An 18377-nucleotide genomic window follows, 5' to 3' on the forward strand; every position below is an offset into this window, starting at 1 on the left:
GCCTCTACAGCGCTGCCAACACTGTGTGGCCTTGTCCCGAAGACGGTTCCATTACCTAAATTTCATCTAAAAAGACTTATTTTTTGTCCATGAGCCATAAGAACTTTAGCGAGTGCTGAATAAGGCGTGATGCGCGGATAGCAGACAATCGCCCCCCCATCAACGGGACGCAAAAAAGGCGCTGTCCGCATCAGCAGACAGCGCCTTTATCACCCATGCAGTTCAGGCAATAGGCACAGCACAAACCCTCATTCAGCCAGGCTTTTGCTCACCACTTCATACACGTCCGCCGACAGTTTTCCGGAGGCGAGGATGCGTTCCAGCTCGGCTTTCATCCGCGCCTGACGGGCGCTGTCGTATTTGCGCCAGCGGGTCAGTGGTGCCAATTGACGAGAAGCGATCTGCGGGTTCAGCGCGTTCAGCTCGATCACCAGGTCTGCCAGGAAGCGATAGCCGGAGCCATCTGCCGCATGGAAGTTGACCAGGTTCTGCCCGGCAAAGGCACCGATCAAGGCACGCACCTTGTTCGGATTCTTGATGCTGAAGGCTGGGTGCTTCATGAGTTCCTGAACACGCTGCAGGCCGCCCGGCAACGTGCTCGCCGCCTGAACGCTGAACCACTGATCCATGACCAGCGCATTGCTCTTGAAGTTCTCGGCAAACACGTCAAGCGCCTTGTCGCGCTCGGCAGTGAACGGCGAATTGACCAGCACGGCCAGCGCGGTGAGGCGCTCGGTCATGTTGTCGCTGGTGTCGAACTGGTCGATAGTGGCTGCCAGTACCTCCGGCTTGCCGCTGAGCATCAGGTACGACAGCGCGATGTTCTGCAGGGCACGACGGGCGAAGTGCGCGGCTTCGGCCACATAAGGCGTGACCTTCGACACTTCGCGGTTGGCCTGATAGCGCGCCAGCAGCCCATCGAACAGCCCCTCTGCGAGCTGCTGACGGGCAAATTCGCGAGCGGCGTGAATCGCATCGACATCGGCCACTTCGCTGATTTCGGTCAGATAAGCCTCGCCCGGCAACGACAGCATTTCTGCGACCATCGCCTGATCCAGGCCATCATCCGCCAGCACGGTGCCCAGCGCAGTGATCAGGCGCTGATCCATGAGCAGCGCCTGGCCTTGCTGATGCTGGCCGATCAGTTCCTGTAACACCTGAACCGACAGTTGCTGGCCCGCATCCCAACGGTTGAAGCCGTCGCTGTCGTGCTGCATCAGGAACATCAACTGATCGCGGTCGTACGGGAAGCTCAGCTTGACCGGTGCCGAGAAGCCACGCAGCAAGGACGGCAGTGGCTTTTCAGCGACATCGACAAAGGTGAACGTCTGCTCGGCCTCAGTCACCGAAAGCACCCGCGTGCTGCCGGTTGCGGCGGTTTCGTTGGCCAGACGCAGGGCGATCTCGCCACCTTTGCTGTCTAGCAAGCCCAGCTCGACCGGAATCACGAAAGGCTGTTTCTGATCACCAGGCTGGCCCGGTGTGGTCGGGCAGCTCTGGCGGAAGGTCAGGCTGTAGGTCTTGGCCGCAGCGTCGTAAGACTCGCTGACCGCCAGACGCGGCGTGCCCGCCTGACTGTACCAGCGCTTGAACTGAGTCAGATCGACGCCATTGGCGTCTTCCATGGCCTTGATGAAGTCATCGCAGGTCACGGCCTGGCCGTCGTGGCGCTCGAAATACAGATCGCTGCCCTTGCGGAAGCCTTCGGCCCCCAGCAGGGTGTGAAGCATGCCGACCACTTCCGAGCCCTTTTCGTACACGGTCAGGGTGTAGAAGTTGGAGATTTCGATAAAGCTGTCCGGGCGCACAGCGTGAGCCATCGGCCCCGCATCTTCGGCGAACTGGTGAGTACGCAGATAGGCAACGTCCTGGATACGCTTGACCGTGGCCGAGTTCATGTCGGCCGAGAAACCGGCGTCGCGGTACACCGTGAAGCCTTCCTTGAGCGACAGCTGGAACCAGTCACGGCAGGTCACGCGGTTGCCCGACCAGTTGTGGAAGTATTCGTGGGCGACGATCGCTTCGACACGCTGGTGTGCGGCATCGGTCGCCGTCTCGGCACGCGCCAGCACGGCGCTGGAGTTGAAGATATTGAGGCCCTTGTTCTCCATCGCGCCCATGTTGAAATCGTTGACCGCGACAATCATGAAGATGTCCAGGTCGTACTCGCGACCGTAGGTCTCTTCGTCCCAGCGCATGGACTTCTTCAGGCTGGTCATGGCGTGCTGGCACTTGTCGATGTTTTCCGGCTCGACGTAGATACGCAGGGTCACGTTCCGCTCATTCATGGTGGTGAACGTGTCTTCGATACACCACAGATCGCCGGCCACCAGCGCAAACAGGTAGGCCGGTTTCATGAACGGATCTTCCCACGTCGCCCAGTGCCGGCCATCCTCTTCTTCGCCGCTGGCCACCGGGTTACCGTTGGACAGCAGGATCGGGAAGCCCTGCTTGTCGGCGCTGACGGTGGTGGTGAACTTGCTCATCACGTCAGGACGGTCGAGGTAATAGGTGATCTTGCGGAAGCCTTCGGCCTCGCACTGGGTGCAGAACATGCCGCTGGACTTGTACAGCCCTTCCAGTGCGGTGTTGGATTCCGGATGGATGCGCACGGTGCTGTCGACCGTAAAGCTGTCAGCCTGCGGGTGCAGGGTCAGGTGGTCGTCGGTCAGCTGATAATCGGCAGCGCCAAGCTCCACATCGCCCAGCTTGACCGAAAGCAGTTCCAGATGCTGCCCATCCAGCACCAGCGCTGGCAGGCCTGCACCGCGCTCCGGGTTGCGGCGCATGACCAGCTGCGCGTGGACCAGCGAGTGGTCGTCGAACAGTTCGAAGGTCAGGTTCGTCTCATCGATGAGGTACTCGGGAGCCTGGTAATCCTTCAGGTAAATCATTTTCGGTTGTTCGGTGCGCATGCTGGAATCCTTCTACTGATGCACGGCCAACTGATAGGCCGTGTATTTGCGAATATTGATCACGCCCGTGTCGAAAATCAGGTATTGGCCCTTGATCCCCAGCAGCGTGCCTTCGGCAATCGGGTTCTTGTCCAGATTGAAGCTGACAATCTTGGTCGGATACGCCTCGACCGGGTAACGAAACTCGACAGGCTCGGCGTCATGTAGCAATTGGATGGCCTGCAGCCCGAATCGTTCTTGCAATCCCAGCAGCCCTGCGCCGCAACTGTCGAACAGCTCCTGGCGAATGGCCTTGAGGTCGACGGGTTGAGCGTCGCCCTTGAGCAAGGCACGCCAGTTGGTGCGATCGGCCACCTGGCTGCGCAGCAGGTCTTCGACGAAGCCGGACTGTTGACGGGTTGCCACACGCAGGATCGGCAGTGCCTGGCTTGCGCCCTGATCCAGCCAGCGGGTCGGCAACTGCGTTGAGCGGGTAATACCGACTTTCACGCCTGACGAATTGGCCAGGTAAACGATGTGATCGGTCATGCAGAACTGCTCGCCCCACGCCGGATCACGGCAGGTACCCTGATCGTGATGGCATTTCTCCGGGCTCATGATGCACAGGTCGCACTGCGCCAGCTTGAGCATGCACGGGTAGCAGTAACCCTGGCTGTAGCTGGACTTGGTCTTGCGCCCGCAATGACTGCAATGAATGGCGCCGAGAAACTCCAGACGCAGCGTCTTGCCGATCAGCGGGTTGACCGCGATCTCGGTGTCGCCCAGGCGAAAAGCGTATTGCACACACGACGTGTCATCCTGACGCGCCGACATTTTGTTGACTGCTCCGCGACCAATTTCGATCAATGAATTGCATCCGATTTGAACAGGATATTGGGCACCGGGGCCGATTTGGAGGCGCATTCCTGCGGCCCCATGTAGCCGGTGCGCTGGTCTTCCGGCAGGTTCTGCGCTTCCCAGGCAATCAGCGCCTGCAGGGACAGCTCGCGTTGTTCCTGAGTGAGCTTGCGACCGTCGGACCATTTGCCGATTTCCACAGCCAGTTTCAGGCTCTCGTAGATATCCGGGGTGATGTTTTCGATCATTTCTATAAAAGACGACATGGCGCACTCCAGAAAATAGCGGGTAATTCTAGGCCTTGCGGCGCGCAATCGCACCACCCAGCAGCCCGGTGACACAACCGATGATCAGCCCGCCGACATGCGCACCGTTGGCGATTTCGCCGAAGCCGAGCATGCTCACCAGCCCGGACAGGCACAGTGCCAGCCAGACCAGCATCATGATCAACACGCCGCGCGGCAGGCGGTAGACCGGGTTGGGTGCCAGCATCTGGAAAATCCAGCAATGCCCGAGCAGGCCATACAGCACTCCGGACAGTCCGCCAAACAGGCTTGGGCCGCTGAACAGGTATTGCACGTAATTTGAAACCGACGAGAACAGCAAGGTCAGCAACAGCAGCGACAGGCTGCCCTGACGAATTTCAATCCGCCGCCCCAGCTCCCAGAACCACATGCCGTTCATGGCCAGGTGCAGGATGCCGAAGTGGATCAGCATGGGCGAGATGATCCGCCACCACTGCCCGGACGCCAGGTTTTCGGACAACGGCAGAAACGTTGCGTACTCGCCATTGATGCGGAAATCCTGAAAGGTCAGCCAGCGGACGGCTTCGAGGTTATCGCCCAGCAGCGTCAGGCCGGCCACCAGCAAGGTGACCAGCAATACCAAAGCCGTCACGGGGCTGTTGCGTAACTGCTCGATCAGGCCGGGCGGCTTGTAAGTGGAGCTCGCGCTGTCCTGCGCCAGTTGAACGTGCTCGTCGCCTTCGGGAAAGCGCGTGTACAACTCGCGCACTTCTTCGACCAGTCGCGGCGCGTCCGGCACCCACAGGACTTGCTCGCCAGCCTCTTCACTGACCCGGTGAGGAATCTGCAAGCGCAGCAACAGCCTGACAAAACCGCTCAGGTCGGTGGTCAGCGGCAAACGCAGGACAGCTACAGGACTCATTCTCAAACCTCGGGACGCTGCACGTCGACCCAGACGAATTTGTCCGGATCGATCTGTGTTTCCTGGTCCAGCCGATAGGCGACCAGTTTGCCGTAGAGCACGGCGCTGTAATCCAGACAGGCCAGGTTCGGCCGGATAGGCGCAGGGATGCCGCTGCGCCAGTAATGACCGACAAACAGCAGCGGCTCATTGATGCCATACCGCAGCAAGGCGTTCTTTTCCGACGTGGTCAATGGCGTCTTGGCAACCCCTTCGGGCAAGGCGTCCGGCTGAAAGACCACGTCGCCGTAAGTCTGCGGATCATCCTCCCAGAACTTGGTGCGGAAGAATTCGCGGGTCAGGCCATCACCGCCAGTCAGGGTCAGGCCGTGCGGCAGGCGCATGTCGGTGCCACGCAGCAGACGATTGAAGACATTACTGGCGAAGCTGCCGGGCACTGCCGATGCCTGGACGAAATGCTTGTCGATACACCCCGTACCATGCAGGCCACGCAGCGGATCGATCAGGGTCGCATCCCAGCAGGCGTGCACCACCCTGAAGCGACCGGCATCAAGGTACAGCGGTAACTCGTAGAACCAGTTGACGAACTCGCTCCACTCATCCGGATATTGCTCGAACTGCGCCAGGGTCTCGCCGATCAGCCGCGCATGACGCGGGGTGTGCTCGCGCACGAACTGATGACCGCTTTCGGAAAGGGCCGGGGTCACCCAGCCCAGCGCGTTGAACTCATGGTTGCCCATGATGCACAACGCCTGACCGGCCTGGACCATGTCGCGGACGATGTGCAGCGCTTCACGAATACGCGGGCCGCGGTCGATGATGTCGCCGAGGAAGATGACGATGCGCTCAGGATGGCGCCACACGCCAGCCTGCAGACGGTAACCGAGAAGCTCCAGCAAGTGCTCGAGGGTATGGGCGCACCCGTGCACGTCACCGATCAGATCATAGCCACGCGCCGGATCGAGCATTAATCGCCCCCGCCGCCGAGCTTGCTGCCCCAGCCGAGCTTGGTGCGGCAGACCTCGTAATAGTTGTGATCCAGCGGATGGATCAGACGCAGTTTCTGCGGTTTCTTGCTGACCGTAATGGTGTCACCCGGCGCGCAGGTGAAGTGATTCTGGCCGTCGCACGACACTTGCGGGTAAATGGTCATGTCCTTGGACACCACGATTTTCAGCTCGCTGTTGCCGTCGACCACGATGGGCCGCCCGGACAAGGTATGCGGGTACATCGGCACAATGACGATGGCATCGAGCTTGGGGTGCATGATCGGCCCGCCTGCCGACAGCGCGTAGGCGGTCGAACCGGTCGGTGTGGCGACGATCAGGCCGTCGGCCTTCTGACTGCACACGAACTGACCGTCGATGTAGATCTCGAACTCGATCATGCGCGTGGACTTGCCGGGGTGCAGCACCACGTCGTTGAGCGCATCGCCCTGACCGATGGCCTCGCCGTGGCGACGCACTTCGGCCTGGAGCAGAAAGCGGTTTTCCACCAGGTAATGCCCGTCGAGCACTTCGGCGCATTTGACCTCCAGCTCGTCGGGGCGGATGTCGGTCAGAAAGCCCAGGCTGCCACGGTTGATGCCCAGCACCGGAACGTTATGCCGGGCCAGTGCCCGCGCCGCGCCCAGCAGGCTGCCGTCGCCGCCGACCACAATGACCATGTCGCAGACCTCGCCGAGCATCTTGCGCGATGAGGTCTGCAGGCCATGACCGGGCAGGACCTCGGCGATCGTTTCTTCGAGAATGACGTGCAGGTGGCGGTCCAGCAGGAATCTCTTGAGTCGGCGAACGGTCTCGAGCACCTGAACACTGCCCAGGCGACCGATGATGCCGATATTGCGAAATTGCTCCATGAGGCTCCTGCTGCGGGTTCGATACGACTTTAAAAACGTGATTATGGGCGAAAGGGCCTGACAGCAGCAAACCGGGGTTAAAAAAGGGTTTCGCGGACCTTGCAACAGGGTACGGGCGGCGCGATGAAGTCCGATGGCCGCCTATCGTGTCAGGGCGCGGGTTTTGTCGCATTCCACACTCCCGTGCGCCTGCTGGCCGCCTATCTGCGCACCTCGCCAGAATGCCCGGTCCTTGCCGCCCCGCTTGGCCTGATACAAATTGATGTCGGCGGTCTTGAGCACTGCCGAGCTGTCCGCTGCCGCAGGGATGTCGGCCAGCCCGGCACTGCAGGTCAGCGGGCTGACAGCGAGGGATTTTCTGATGCACTCCAACAGGTCCAGCACATAATCACGAGCGTCGTCTTCACTGCACATTGGCAGGATCACGCCGAACTCCTCTCCGCCCATGCGTCCGAAGGCGAGACTGCCCACGGTCTTTTGCAGGCAGCCAGCCATCACCCGAAGCGCCTGATCACCGGCGTCGTGGCCGAATTGATCATTGATGGTTTTGAAGTCATCAATGTCGAGCATCAGAAAATAACCCGCGGAATTATTCAGCACATGATTATCCAGTGCCTGCATCAGTGCACGGCGATTCAATATAGCGGTCAGGTCATCGGTCATCGACAATTCGCGAAACTGATGCTCCAGACTCAATACCGTACGAAGTGTGCGCGTGTAAGTATGATTCAGCACACTGCCCAGACTGACCGACGTGATAAAGAACAGTGTCATGAACAGCGTCGCGACACTGTCGGTATCGATCCCCTGAGCGGGAGAAAGAATACACCAGGCGAGTACCGCCACCAGCAGATAATCCCGGGTATACACCACTAACAATGTCGAACACAGAATAATCATTACGGCGACCGAGAGTGACCAGTTGATGTCCGTTCCGGTGCGTAAATGGCCCGCCCTTGAAAAGCACAGTGCCACAATGATCACGAAGGCCATGCCCATACATCGCCAGACCCGGAAGTCGACTGCGCGATATTGCCAGGCGCACGCGCCCAGCAGGCCAAGGGTCAGCAGTACTTCCAGCAGACCGAATTGCAGATACGGCGTGACCGACAGAACAACCAGCCAACAAACGATGGCAATACATTGCACACGTGCAATGGCGGGTGAGAGCAGTTGTTTTATCCGGGTCTGCATGTCACCGTTCATAGAAAACTCCAGGCATCCGATTTGCCGAGTCGAATATCCGCCGCATGAAGACCACCTATATAAAGCAGCCCACGAGTCGACCGACTGATTGAATGACGTTCACCACACGGTGACCACCATTGAGAAACACCGGCCAATGAACATCCTTGACTGGCGCCTGAACTGTTTGACGCCAACAATATACTGGATATGAATGACAGTGTGCACAAAGAGAAGGCGCCTGATAATTATCAATAACCTTTTTATATTCGATGATCATCCTGTCGCACATCGTACGTCATACGTTGTCGTCGAAAGCAAAAACACCGGCGTGCATATGCTGTTTGCGCAACACGCTGTTTGTCGGCGGCGACTCACGCTATCCTCGACACATGACTCTATTCCCCGACCTGATCGATCTCCCCCGCCAATTGCGGCATTCCGAAGTGCGCGACCTTGCCTGGGTGATCCTCGCGCCGCCCATGCTTGAAACCGCGCCCTGGCCGCAGCGCCATCCACTGGCGGGCAGCGACTGGGTAAAAGCGCCACAGCAACTGGCGGACTTTCTCTGGCAACTGGACCGCGACAGCCGCCCGCTCGAAGACTGGCTGGCGCAGGCCACCACACGAAGACTGGGCCGCTATTACGAACGGCTCTGGCAATTCGCCCTGCAGCATGCGCCGGGGGTGGAAATAATCGCCGCCAACCTGCCGATCAGGCTTGGCAGCCAGACCCTGGGCGAGCTGGACATGCTGCTGCGTGATCGCGAAGGCGTGCACCACGTCGAACTGGCGATCAAGCTCTACCTGGGGCCACAGGACGGCGATGGCAGCGACCCGGCGCACTGGCTGGGGCCTGGCTGTCAGGACCGGCTGGACCGCAAACTGACGCATCTGAGCCAGCATCAGTTGCCGATGTCGGCACGCCCGGAAAGCCGGGCGACGCTGGCAGCGCTGGGGGTCGAAGCGTTCACTGCGCGGTTGTGGCTGGGCGGCTACCTGTTGTATCCGTGGCCAGGCTCATGCCAGTCCCCTGCCGGCGTTCATCCGCAGCACCTCAAGGGTCGCTGGCTACATCAACGTGACTGGAAGTCGTTCCTGGCGCAAAGCCAACCGGGACGCTGGCAGCCCCTGCCGCGCCATGCCTGGCTGGCGCCGGCACTCTATAACGAGGCATGGAGCGATCAACAATTGCACGAATGGCTGAGTGAACTCGACCCGCTGGCCCCGGCGCAGCTATTGGTGCGCCTCAGGGAGAATGCCGAGGGCCACTGGGGAGAAGCCGAACGGCTGTTTCTGGTGTCGGACATGTGGCCGAACCTCGCCGATACCAGTCATCCGCTCAACTCAACCGCAATGCCAGCGCAGCCAGTGTGACCAGCAGCACAGGCACGGTCAGCACGATACCGACCTTGAAGTAGTAGCCCCAGCTGATAGTGATGCCCTTGCGCTGCAGCACATGCAGCCAGAGCAGCGTGGCCAGGCTGCCGATGGGGGTGATTTTCGGGCCGAGGTCGCTACCGATCACGTTGGCGTAGATCATGGCTTCCTGGATCGCACCGCTGGCATGACTTGCGTCGATGGACAGCAGCCCGATGAGTACCGTGGGCATGTTGTTCATGATCGAAGACAGGAACGCAGTCATCACGCCGGTGCCCATCGCCGCGCCCCAGATGCCATAGCCCGCGAACCAGTCCAGCAGATTGGCCAGGTAATCGGTCAGCCCGGCGTTACGCAGGCCATAGACCACCAGGTACATGCCCAGCGAAAAGACCACGATGTGCCACGGTGCTTCTTTCATCACCTTGCGGGTCTTGATCGTATGCCCTTTGGCGGCGATGCCCAGCAGCAACACTGCACACACCGACGAGATCGCGCTGATCGGGATGCCCAGCGGTTCAAGGGCGAAACAGCCCACCAGCAGAATCACCAGCACCGCCCAACCGGCCAGAAACGTGGCGCGGTCATGGATGACCGTTTCCGGCTTGTCCAGCTGTTCGGGCTCGAACTCGGCGGGAATATCCCGACGGAAATACCACATCAGCACGGCCAGGGTGGCGGCGACACTGGCCAGATTCACCGGCACCATGACGGCTGCGTAACGGTTGAAACCGATCTTGAAGTAATCCGCCGACACGATGTTCACCAGGTTCGAGACCACCAGCGGCAGGCTGGCCGTATCGGCGATGAAACCGGCCGCCATGACGAACGCCAGCGTCGACGCAGGCGAGAAACGCAACGCCAGCATCATGGCAATGACGATCGGGGTGAGGATCAGCACCGCGCCATCGTTGGCGAACAAGGCGGACACCAGCGCACCGAATAGCACGAACAGGGCAAACAAACGGCGCCCGTTGCCCTTGCCCCAGCGCGCCACATGCAGCGCTGCCCAGGCGAAGAAACCGGCCTCATCGAGCAGCAGCGTGATGATGATCAGCGAAATGAACGTCGCCGTGGCATTCCAGATGATGCCCCACACCACAGCGATGTCACTGATGTGCACGACGCCTGTCAGCAACGCCAGAATTGCCCCCAATACGGCACTCCAGCCTACGCCAAGGCCCTTGGGTTGCCAGATGACCAGCGTGATGGTGAACAGGAAAATCAGCGTTGCTATCAGCATTATTTGGTCCGAGGCAGAAGAATCGCGAGGATGCCGAGCAGCGGCAGGTACGAGCACAGCGTGTAGACGAACAGGATGCCGTGGCTGTCAGCCAGATAGCCGAGCAAGGCAGCGCCGATGCCGCCGAAGCCGAACATCAGGCCGAAGAACAGCCCGGCGATCATGCCCACGTTGCCAGGCACCAGCTCCTGGGCGTAGACCACGATGGCGGAAAACGCCGAGGCCAGGACGAAGCCAATGATCACACTGAGTACGCTGGTCCAGAACAGATCGGCATAGGGCAGCGCCAGGGTGAACGGCGCGGCACCAAGAATCGAGAACCAGATCACCGCCTTGCGGCCAATGCGGTCACCGATCGGCCCGCCGAAAAAGGTCCCCGCCGCCACGGCGCCCAGAAACAGGAACAGGTGCAACTGCGAGCTGGCGACCGACAGGCCAAATTTCTCGATCAGGTAGAAGGTGAAATAGCTGGTCAGGCTGGTCATGTAGAAGAACTTGGAAAACACCAGGAACGCCAGCACTGCCAACGAGGCGATCACGCGTTTTCTGGACAGGCCATGAGTGGCTGCCTGACCGGCCTTGAGCTTGAACAGGTTGAGGTGCGCGCGATACCAGCGGCTGATCGCATACAGCAGCCCCAGCGAGAACAACGCAAATAGCCCGATCCAGGCGACATTGCCCTGGCCGAACGGGATGATGATCGCCGCCGCCAGCAACGGTCCGAATGCCGTGCCTGTGTTGCCACCGACCTGAAAGGTCGATTGCGCGAGCCCGTAACGACCACCGGAGGCCAGCCGCGCGATACGCGAGGCTTCCGGGTGGAACGTTGACGAGCCGATGCCGATCAGCGCGGCGGCCAGCAGGATCAAGGGGAAGCTGCCGACCATCGACATCATGACGATGCCGATCAGCGTGCAGATCGATCCGACGGGCAGTACCAGCGGGTTGGGATGGCGGTCAGTGTAATAACCGACCCAGGGCTGCAGCAGCGAGGCTGTGATCTGAAATGTCAGGGTAATCAGGCCGATCTGGGTGAAGCTCAGGTCGTAGCTGGCCTTGAGCATCGGGTAGATCGACGGGAGGATGGCTTGAATCAGGTCGTTGACCAGGTGCGCGAGGGCAACAGCACCGATGATGCGCATCACCAGCGGGCTGGCTTGAGGGGTGGTCGAGGCCTTCGCCGTCGCGGGCGGAGCACTGGTCGCCATGGTATTTATCCGTAAAAGGGTTCGCGGGCCGCCCGGTACGAATGATTACAAGATGTGTCACGCGTACCGGGGCGCGCCAATGTGCCATTTTTCGGGGCGACTGTGCCACGTTTTGTTGCATTTTTGCTGACGGAAATGCCTTTCGTGACGCTCTGCGTCACACGGCGGTTCTGCGACATCAGCTGGATTGAGGTTCGACTCAGATTCTCGTTCCCACGCTCCGCGTGGTAATGCCTTTCGTGACGCTCTGCGTCACACAGCAGTTCTGCGACATCAGCTGGATTGACGTTCGGCTCAGGTCACCTTTTCGCCCCTCGGCGACCTACTTTGATGGGGCCAAAGTAGGCAAACCCCCTCGCTCCGGTTTCCGGCCCGACTTCGTCGGGTTCCTTCGCCCTGTCACTGATCCGGGGGTCGCCGCAACGGACCATCCATGGTCCGGTGCGGCTAGCCTGGCGTCCTGCCAGGCTACCCCCGGATCAGCGCCAGGACTCAGCCGTCACTAACGTCGCACTCTGCGTCGTCAGTGACATCGCGGTTGAAAAGCGCTTTTGCGCCAGTGGCTGCGGGTAAGACATGGGATTCTGTTGACTATCGTTCCAACGCTCCGCGTTGGAATGCAGTTCGTGACGCTCTGCGTCACACAGCGCTCTGCGATGCGAGCCATGTTCGTTTCCGGCCTTTGCCCTCAGGCAATTGACCCCACCACCGGTTCCTCGCCTGTAACAGGTACATCATGCAACGATATTTTCGAGGTTTCCGGCAGGGCCATGCCGCCGGCCATTGCCAGTGCTGCCACGGCGATGAGGTAGAACGCGGGCGACAGGTTGCTGCCGGTCATGCTGATCAGCCAGGTTGCCATCAGCGGCGCGGTGCCGCCGAACAGGGTGTAGGCCATGTTGTAGGTGATCGCCGAGGCGGTGTAGCGGGTACGGGTGGGAAAGGTTTCCGACAGCAGTGCGGCTGTTACCACGCCGCACAGCACTGCGCCCACGGCGAGCAGCATGACGCCGATGATCGAGGCGATGAACGAGCCGGAGCTGGCCATCAGGAATGATGGAACCACCACGACCATCAACAGAATGCAGGCCGTTGCCATGGTGACCCGGCGCCCTACCCGATCCGAATAGGCACCGGCCAGTGGGCAGAGGGCGGCGGCGAAGGCCAGCGCGATCAACGAGACCAGCAGCGCCGTTGCCCTGCTCAGTCCACCGGCCACTTGCAGGTAGGTCGCGAAGTAGGTGGTGAACATGTAGAACGACAACGCCGTCAGTGACACGAATGCGCCCAGACAGCACATCGCCGCGGCGTGATGGCGCAAGGTATCCTTGAGCGGCGAGTGAGCCACGGCGTGTTCTTGAGCAACCGCCTGAAACGCCGGGGTTTCATCGAGCTTCCAGCGCAGGTACAGCCCGACCAGCCCCAGCGGCGCAGCAATCAGAAACGGCAGACGCCAGCCCCAGTTGCCCATGGCCTCGGTCGACAGCAACGACTCAAGCGCGTAGGCCACTACTGCTGCGGCAGCGAATGCGGAGAACGTCGAGACCGGAACGAAGCTGCCGTACCAGGCACGTTGCGTGCGCGGCGCGTGCTCCATGAGGTACGCGCAGGCACCGGCATACTCGCCGCCGGCCGAGAAACCCTGCCCACAGCGAATGATGGTCAGCAGCACCGGTGCCATCACACCGATCGCGGCATAGGTCGGCAACAGGCCGATCAGTGTGGTGGCGCCGGCCATCAGCAGGATGGTCATGGCCAGGGTTTTCTTGCGCCCGATCCGGTCACCCAGCATGCCGAAGAAAATCCCGCCCAGCGGTCTGAATGCAAAGGCCACGGCGAACACGGCAAAGGTTTTCAACAACGCTGCACTGCTGTCGCCGCTGGGGAAAAACTGCAGCGCGATCGTCGTCGCCAGAAATCCATAGACGGCAAAATCGAACCACTCGACGAAGTTGCCGATGGCCGCAGCGACGATGACTTTTTTCAGCGTGGCAGGGTCGACTTGCTCTACGGTAGTAGTGGTCATGGCGGGCCTCGGCGTGTTGATCTGGAATGGATCGATTATCGAGACAGCGACCCGGATGCCCCTCTCCAGAAGTGTCATCCACGTAGTCAGGGCCGACGTCTCGCATCGTTCTGCGCAGAATTCATGCCAAAGGCTCTGCCACGTGGCTTACAGGCCCATCGCACGCCGCCCCTGAAGGCCGCCGGTGTGGACGAAGACCAGCCGGGTGCCGGGCGCGAAACGACCGGCCAGCACTTCATCATGCAGGGCCAGCAACGCCTTGCCGGTGTACAGCGGCTCCAGAGGTACACCGCTCTGTGCCTCGCTGTCGGCAATGAAACCGAGCAGCGCCGCGTCGGTTCTGGCGAAACCGCCGCGGCTGGCATCGAGCAGAACACAAGTGGGTGGCAGGCGCGGCGCGACATCGGTTTGCGCACCGGCCGCCTTATTCAGCACCGCGATGATGTTTTGTGCGACCCCGTGATCCTCGGGCACAGCCATCGCCCCATACACCGGACGAGCGCCCGCCTCTGCCAATAGCAAGCCGGCCAGCGTGGTGCCGGTGCCTGCCGCCAACCACCATCCGTGGTAATCGTCCCAGCCCAGATGCCCGAGCTGCGCGTCGAGCATTGCCCGCAACCGACCGCAACCCAATGCACCGGCAAGCCCGCCACCGCCTTCGGCAATCGGATAAAGACCGGGATAGCGGGCCTGCCACGGCGACCAGAAGCCCGCAGCATGCCGCTCACGATAGCCGGCATAACCCAGCCAGTGCAGTTGCATGCCGAAAGCCTGCAGATCGAGCACCGTTGGCGTCTGCTGGGTATGACCGCGCAACAGGCCGACCGTCGGGAAACCGAAGCGTTTGCCTGCAGCGGCCAGGGCATGCAGATGATTGGAATGTGCGCCGCCGAGGCTGATCAACCCCTCGGCACCCGAATCAACAGCCAGACTGAGGTGCTCGCTGAGCTTGAACCATTTGTTACCGCTGATCAGCGCGTCGATAAGGTCCAGGCGCAGGATCGCAACCTCGACCCCGGCGTCTTGCAGCCAGGGCAGGTTCAAGCGTTCCAGGGGAGCAGTGGGTTGCCAGCCGAGGGCGTCGAGCATCATGCGCCGCAGTTTACAGACAAGCCGTTTCAGGGTCTTCGCCGGTCAGCAGGCGGCGTTGCAAAACCCTTGATCAGGCATTGTCTGTCACAGAGTGGCGGCCAGCCGTGAGCCCTGGTCGATGGCCCGCTTGGCGTCCAGCTCTGCGGCAACATCCGCGCCGCCGATCAGGTGCACGCTTTGCCCGGCATTGAGCAGATCGTCATACAGCTCACGCAACGGGTCCTGCCCGGCACAGATCACCACGTTATCCACCGCCAGCAGCTTTTCCTCGCCGTCTTCGCCGATGCGAATATGCAGCCCTGCATCGTCGATTTTCAGGTACTGAACGGCATTGAGCATCTGCACCTGTTTGTTCTTGAGCCCCGTGCGGTGAATCCAGCCGGTGGTTTTGCCCAGGCCGTCGCCCACCTTGGAGCTCTTGCGCTGCAACAGAAACACCTGGCGTGCCGGCGCGTGGACTTCGGGTTTGACCCCGGCGACACCGCCGCGAGCCTGCAACGTCGTATCGATGCCCCACTCTTTCCAGAAAGCCTCGCGATCCAGACTGGTGGCCACACCCTGATGCACGAGAAATTCCGACACATCGAAACCGATACCACCCGCGCCTATCACCGCCACGCGGCGTCCGACCGGCTTGCGCTGCAATATGACGTCCAGATAGCTCAACACCATGGGGTTATCGATGCCGGGGATGGCCGGTGTGCGCGGCGCGATGCCGGTCGCCAGAATCACCTCGTCAAAGCCTGCGTCCAGCAGGTCTGCAGCCTTTACCCGATTGCCAAGACGTAACTGAACACCCGTCTCCTGCACTTTGTTGCGGAAGTAACGCAGCGTTTCGGCGAACTCCTCCTTGCCCGGCACGCGCTTGGCGATATTGAACTGGCCGCCGATTTCGCTGGCCGAATCGAACAGCGTCACCTCATGCCCGCGCTGTGCGGCGACGGTCGCCGCGGCCAGACCGGCAGGCCCGGCACCCACTACGGCAATTTTCCTGATCTGCAGGGTGGGCAGGTAATTGAGCTCGGTCTCGTGGCAGGCACGCGGATTGACCAGACAGCTGGTCAGCTTGCCGCCGAAGGTGTGGTCGAGGCAGGCCTGGTTGCAGCCGATGCAGGTGTTGATGCGTTCGGCATGGCCCGCAGCGGCCTTGTTGACGAACTCGGGATCGGCCAGAAACGGACGAGCCATCGAGACCATGTCCGCATCACCTTCGCTGAGAATGCGCTCGGCAACTTCCGGGGTATTGATCCGGTTGGTGGTAATCAGCGGGATGCTCACCGAGCCGCGCAGTTTGGCAGTGACCTTGCTGAACGCGGCGCGCGGCACCTTGGTGGCGATGGTCGGAATGCGCGCCTCATGCCAGCCGATGCCGGTGTTGATCAGGGTTGCACCGGCCTGCTCGACCGCCTTGGCCAGCTCGACGATTTCTTCCCAACTGCTGCCGCCTTCCACAAGATCGAGCATCGACAGGCGAAAGATGATGATGAACTGCGCCCCGACCGCCTCACGCACGCGCCTGACGATCTCGACCGCCAGCCGCATGCGGTTTTCATAGCTGCCGCCCCAGCGGTCGGTCCGGTGGTTGGTATGCGCGGCCAGGAACTGATTGATGAAGTAGCCTTCCGAGCCCATGATTTCGACACCGTCATAACCGGCACTGCGGGCCAGTGTCGAGCAGGTCACGAAATCAGCGATCTGCTTTTCGATGCCCTCTTCATCCAGCTCTCGCGGCGTAAACGGGTTGATCGGCGCCTGAATGGCGCTGGGCGCGACCTGCTTGCGGCTGTAGGCGTAGCGACCGGCATGGAGGATCTGCAGGCAGATCTTGCCGCCAGCGTCGTGGACCGCCTGGGTCACGATACGATGGCGCTCCGCTTCTTCGGCGTTGGTGAGTTTTGCCGCGCCGTCATACACCCCGCCCTCTTCGTTGGGCGCGATGCCGCCAGTGACCATCAGCCCGACCCCGCCACGGGCGCGTTCGGCAAAATAGGTCGCCATGCGCTCGAAGCCGCCCGGCCGCTCTTCGAGACCGGTGTGCATCGAGCCCATCAGGGTGCGGTTGCGCAAGGTCGTGAAGCCCAGGTCCAGCGGGGCCAGCAGGTGCGGATAATGAGCAGCAGTCATGGCGAAGCTCCATCGAGTCAATCACGGAATAGCAAGGACCTCTGCGGGTCCTCTGGTTCATGGGCACCAGTAAAGACGCATCCCGCCACACACTCAATGACCGAAAGTGACAAGTTATTGATCCAAACGCGCAGTGGCACTTGGCAAGCGCCTGACGCCGCCCTACCCTAGTCGACAATTTCCCGATGGCCGTCATTCGATCTTTTTATGCGCAAACTCTTCGCCATCTGCCTGGTTCTGCTGAGCGTTGCCAGCCTCGTCAGCTACGCGATCTGGACCGATCAACGTCCGGCGGGTCACTACCTGTCCGATCTGCGCATTCGTCTGGCCATCAATGAAGGCCAGCCCGGTGAGCGCGGCAACCTGCTGGGGATCGAGCCCGAGCTGTTTCCGACTGATTACCAGAACACCGAGCGACTGCACCGCAAGCTCGCCGCTTATTTGCAACAGGCCCGTGACAAGGGGCTGATCAACTCACGCACGGTGGTGGTACTGCCGGAACATATCGGCACCTGGCTGTTCGCCAGTGGCGAGAAGGATCAGCTCTATCAAGCCGCCACGCTGGATGACGCCATGGAATGGCTGTCGTGGAGCAATCCGTTGCAATTTATCACGGCGATCCTGGGGGCCGAAGGCAGGGACCGTCTGGATGACGCCCACCTGCGGATCAAGGCCCGATCGATGGCGCGGGACTATCAGACACTGTTTGGCGGCCTGGCCAGAGAGTTCGGCGTCACACTGGTGGCAGGCTCGATTGTGCTGCCCGATCCCAGCGTTGAAGATGGCCAGCTGAAGGTCGGCAGTGGCGCGCTGTATAACAGCAGCCTGACGTTTGGCAGCGATGGGCTGCCGCTCGGTCAGCCGCAGCGTCAGTTGTACCCCGAGCGCTATCAGAAGCGTTATGTGCGCACGGCAAGCGACGCACCGTTGAATGTGATCGACACCCCGGCCGGGCGCTTGGGTGTGCTGATCGGCAGCGACAGCTGGTACCCGGATAATTACGCGCGCCTGAACCAGAACGGTGCGCAACTGATTGCAGTGCCGGCCCTCGTCATCGGCAAGGCCGCCTGGTCCGAACCGTGGCGCAAGCCAAGGCATACAGACATCGACGTGCCGACCGACACGCCCAGCGAGGGCGAAGCCTGGCATCACCTGACGTTGACCGGGCGTGTTCCGCAAAGCACTGCGCAAGCCGGGATCAGCGTGTTCATGCGCGGGCAGTTCTGGAATCAGGGCGTGGCCGGGCAAAGTTTTGCCAGCCACGCTGGGCAGACGATCGCCGAGCCGCAGCAGGAAAATGCTGCCGCTGGCGGTGCGCGCCTGATCAACCTCTGGCTTTGACG

General features: G+C 61.0%; 14 protein-coding genes. 2 read left to right on the plus strand and 12 right to left on the minus strand.

Annotated elements, in window-relative coordinates; genetic code table 11:
* Window positions 1-248 precede the first annotated feature (248 nt).
* The 7 genes from pepN to KBY08_RS00960 form a co-directional block, all read right to left on the minus strand.
* Window positions 249-2915 (minus strand): aminopeptidase N, encoded by a 2667-nt coding sequence (pepN, locus tag KBY08_RS00930; protein WP_111522407.1) that lies wholly within the window; start codon window positions 2913-2915, stop codon window positions 249-251.
* A gap of 12 nt (window positions 2916-2927) precedes the next feature.
* Complete coding sequence (locus KBY08_RS00935; protein ID WP_004414155.1) at window positions 2928-3761, minus strand: DUF2797 domain-containing protein; 834 nt, start codon at window positions 3759-3761, stop codon at window positions 2928-2930.
* Complete coding sequence (locus KBY08_RS00940; protein ID WP_003368468.1) at window positions 3758-4018, minus strand: YeaC family protein; 261 nt, start codon at window positions 4016-4018, stop codon at window positions 3758-3760. The genes KBY08_RS00935 and KBY08_RS00940 overlap by 4 nt, the downstream gene beginning before the upstream one ends.
* Window positions 4019-4046: 28 nt before the next feature.
* On the minus strand, window positions 4047-4919 hold the full coding sequence (locus KBY08_RS00945) for a rhomboid family intramembrane serine protease (RefSeq protein WP_057457397.1): 873 nt from the start codon (window positions 4917-4919) through the stop codon (window positions 4047-4049).
* A 2-nt stretch (window positions 4920-4921) separates the two neighbouring features.
* The gene (locus KBY08_RS00950) at window positions 4922-5887 is read right to left on the minus strand and encodes a metallophosphoesterase (protein WP_024639081.1); all 966 of its coding nucleotides are present in this window, start codon (window positions 5885-5887) and stop codon (window positions 4922-4924) included.
* On the minus strand, window positions 5887-6777 hold the full coding sequence (locus KBY08_RS00955) for an NAD(+) kinase (RefSeq protein WP_003409651.1): 891 nt from the start codon (window positions 6775-6777) through the stop codon (window positions 5887-5889). The genes KBY08_RS00950 and KBY08_RS00955 overlap by 1 nt, the downstream gene beginning before the upstream one ends.
* 141 nt (window positions 6778-6918) lie before the next feature.
* Window positions 6919-7983 carry a GGDEF domain-containing protein gene (locus KBY08_RS00960; RefSeq protein WP_024641250.1) on the minus strand — a complete coding sequence of 355 codons (1065 nt, stop codon included), beginning with the start codon at window positions 7981-7983 and terminating at the stop codon, window positions 6919-6921.
* Between the two features lie 371 nt (window positions 7984-8354).
* Here KBY08_RS00960 and KBY08_RS00965 point away from each other — a divergent pair, with 371 nt between their 5' ends.
* Entirely contained in the window at window positions 8355-9338 is a 984-nt protein-coding gene (locus KBY08_RS00965; RefSeq protein ID WP_060400683.1) for a DUF1853 family protein, read from the plus strand.
* Here the strand turns inward: KBY08_RS00965 and KBY08_RS00970 are convergent.
* The 5 genes from KBY08_RS00970 to KBY08_RS00990 all read right to left on the minus strand — a co-directional run bounded on the left by KBY08_RS00970 (window position 9304) and on the right by KBY08_RS00990 (window position 17034).
* A complete protein-coding gene (locus KBY08_RS00970; RefSeq protein WP_111522406.1) occupies window positions 9304-10584 on the minus strand; it encodes an arsenic transporter in 1281 nt (426 codons plus the stop codon). The genes KBY08_RS00965 and KBY08_RS00970 overlap by 35 nt on opposite strands.
* On the minus strand, window positions 10584-11792 hold the full coding sequence (locus KBY08_RS00975) for an MFS transporter (protein WP_003406479.1): 1209 nt from the start codon (window positions 11790-11792) through the stop codon (window positions 10584-10586). The genes KBY08_RS00970 and KBY08_RS00975 overlap by 1 nt, the downstream gene beginning before the upstream one ends.
* A 688-nt stretch (window positions 11793-12480) precedes the next feature.
* Window positions 12481-13818 (minus strand): MFS transporter, encoded by a 1338-nt coding sequence (locus KBY08_RS00980; protein WP_111522405.1) that lies wholly within the window; start codon window positions 13816-13818, stop codon window positions 12481-12483.
* Between the two features lie 147 nt (window positions 13819-13965).
* On the minus strand, window positions 13966-14910 hold the full coding sequence (locus KBY08_RS00985; protein WP_111522404.1) for a 1-aminocyclopropane-1-carboxylate deaminase/D-cysteine desulfhydrase: 945 nt from the start codon (window positions 14908-14910) through the stop codon (window positions 13966-13968).
* 84 nt (window positions 14911-14994) lie between these two features.
* A complete protein-coding gene (locus KBY08_RS00990; RefSeq protein ID WP_024650821.1) occupies window positions 14995-17034 on the minus strand; it encodes an NADPH-dependent 2,4-dienoyl-CoA reductase in 2040 nt (679 codons plus the stop codon).
* A 207-nt stretch (window positions 17035-17241) separates the two neighbouring features.
* Between KBY08_RS00990 and KBY08_RS00995 the strand changes: the two genes are divergently transcribed.
* Window positions 17242-18375, plus strand: a complete 1134-nt coding sequence (locus KBY08_RS00995; RefSeq protein ID WP_111522403.1) for a carbon-nitrogen hydrolase family protein — start codon at window positions 17242-17244, stop codon at window positions 18373-18375.
* Window positions 18376-18377: the final 2 nt, after the last annotated feature.

Origin of the sequence: Pseudomonas sp. P135, from assembly GCF_020312125.1 — a bacterium.
Taxonomy (GTDB): Bacteria; Pseudomonadota; Gammaproteobacteria; order Pseudomonadales; family Pseudomonadaceae; genus Aquipseudomonas; species Aquipseudomonas fragariae.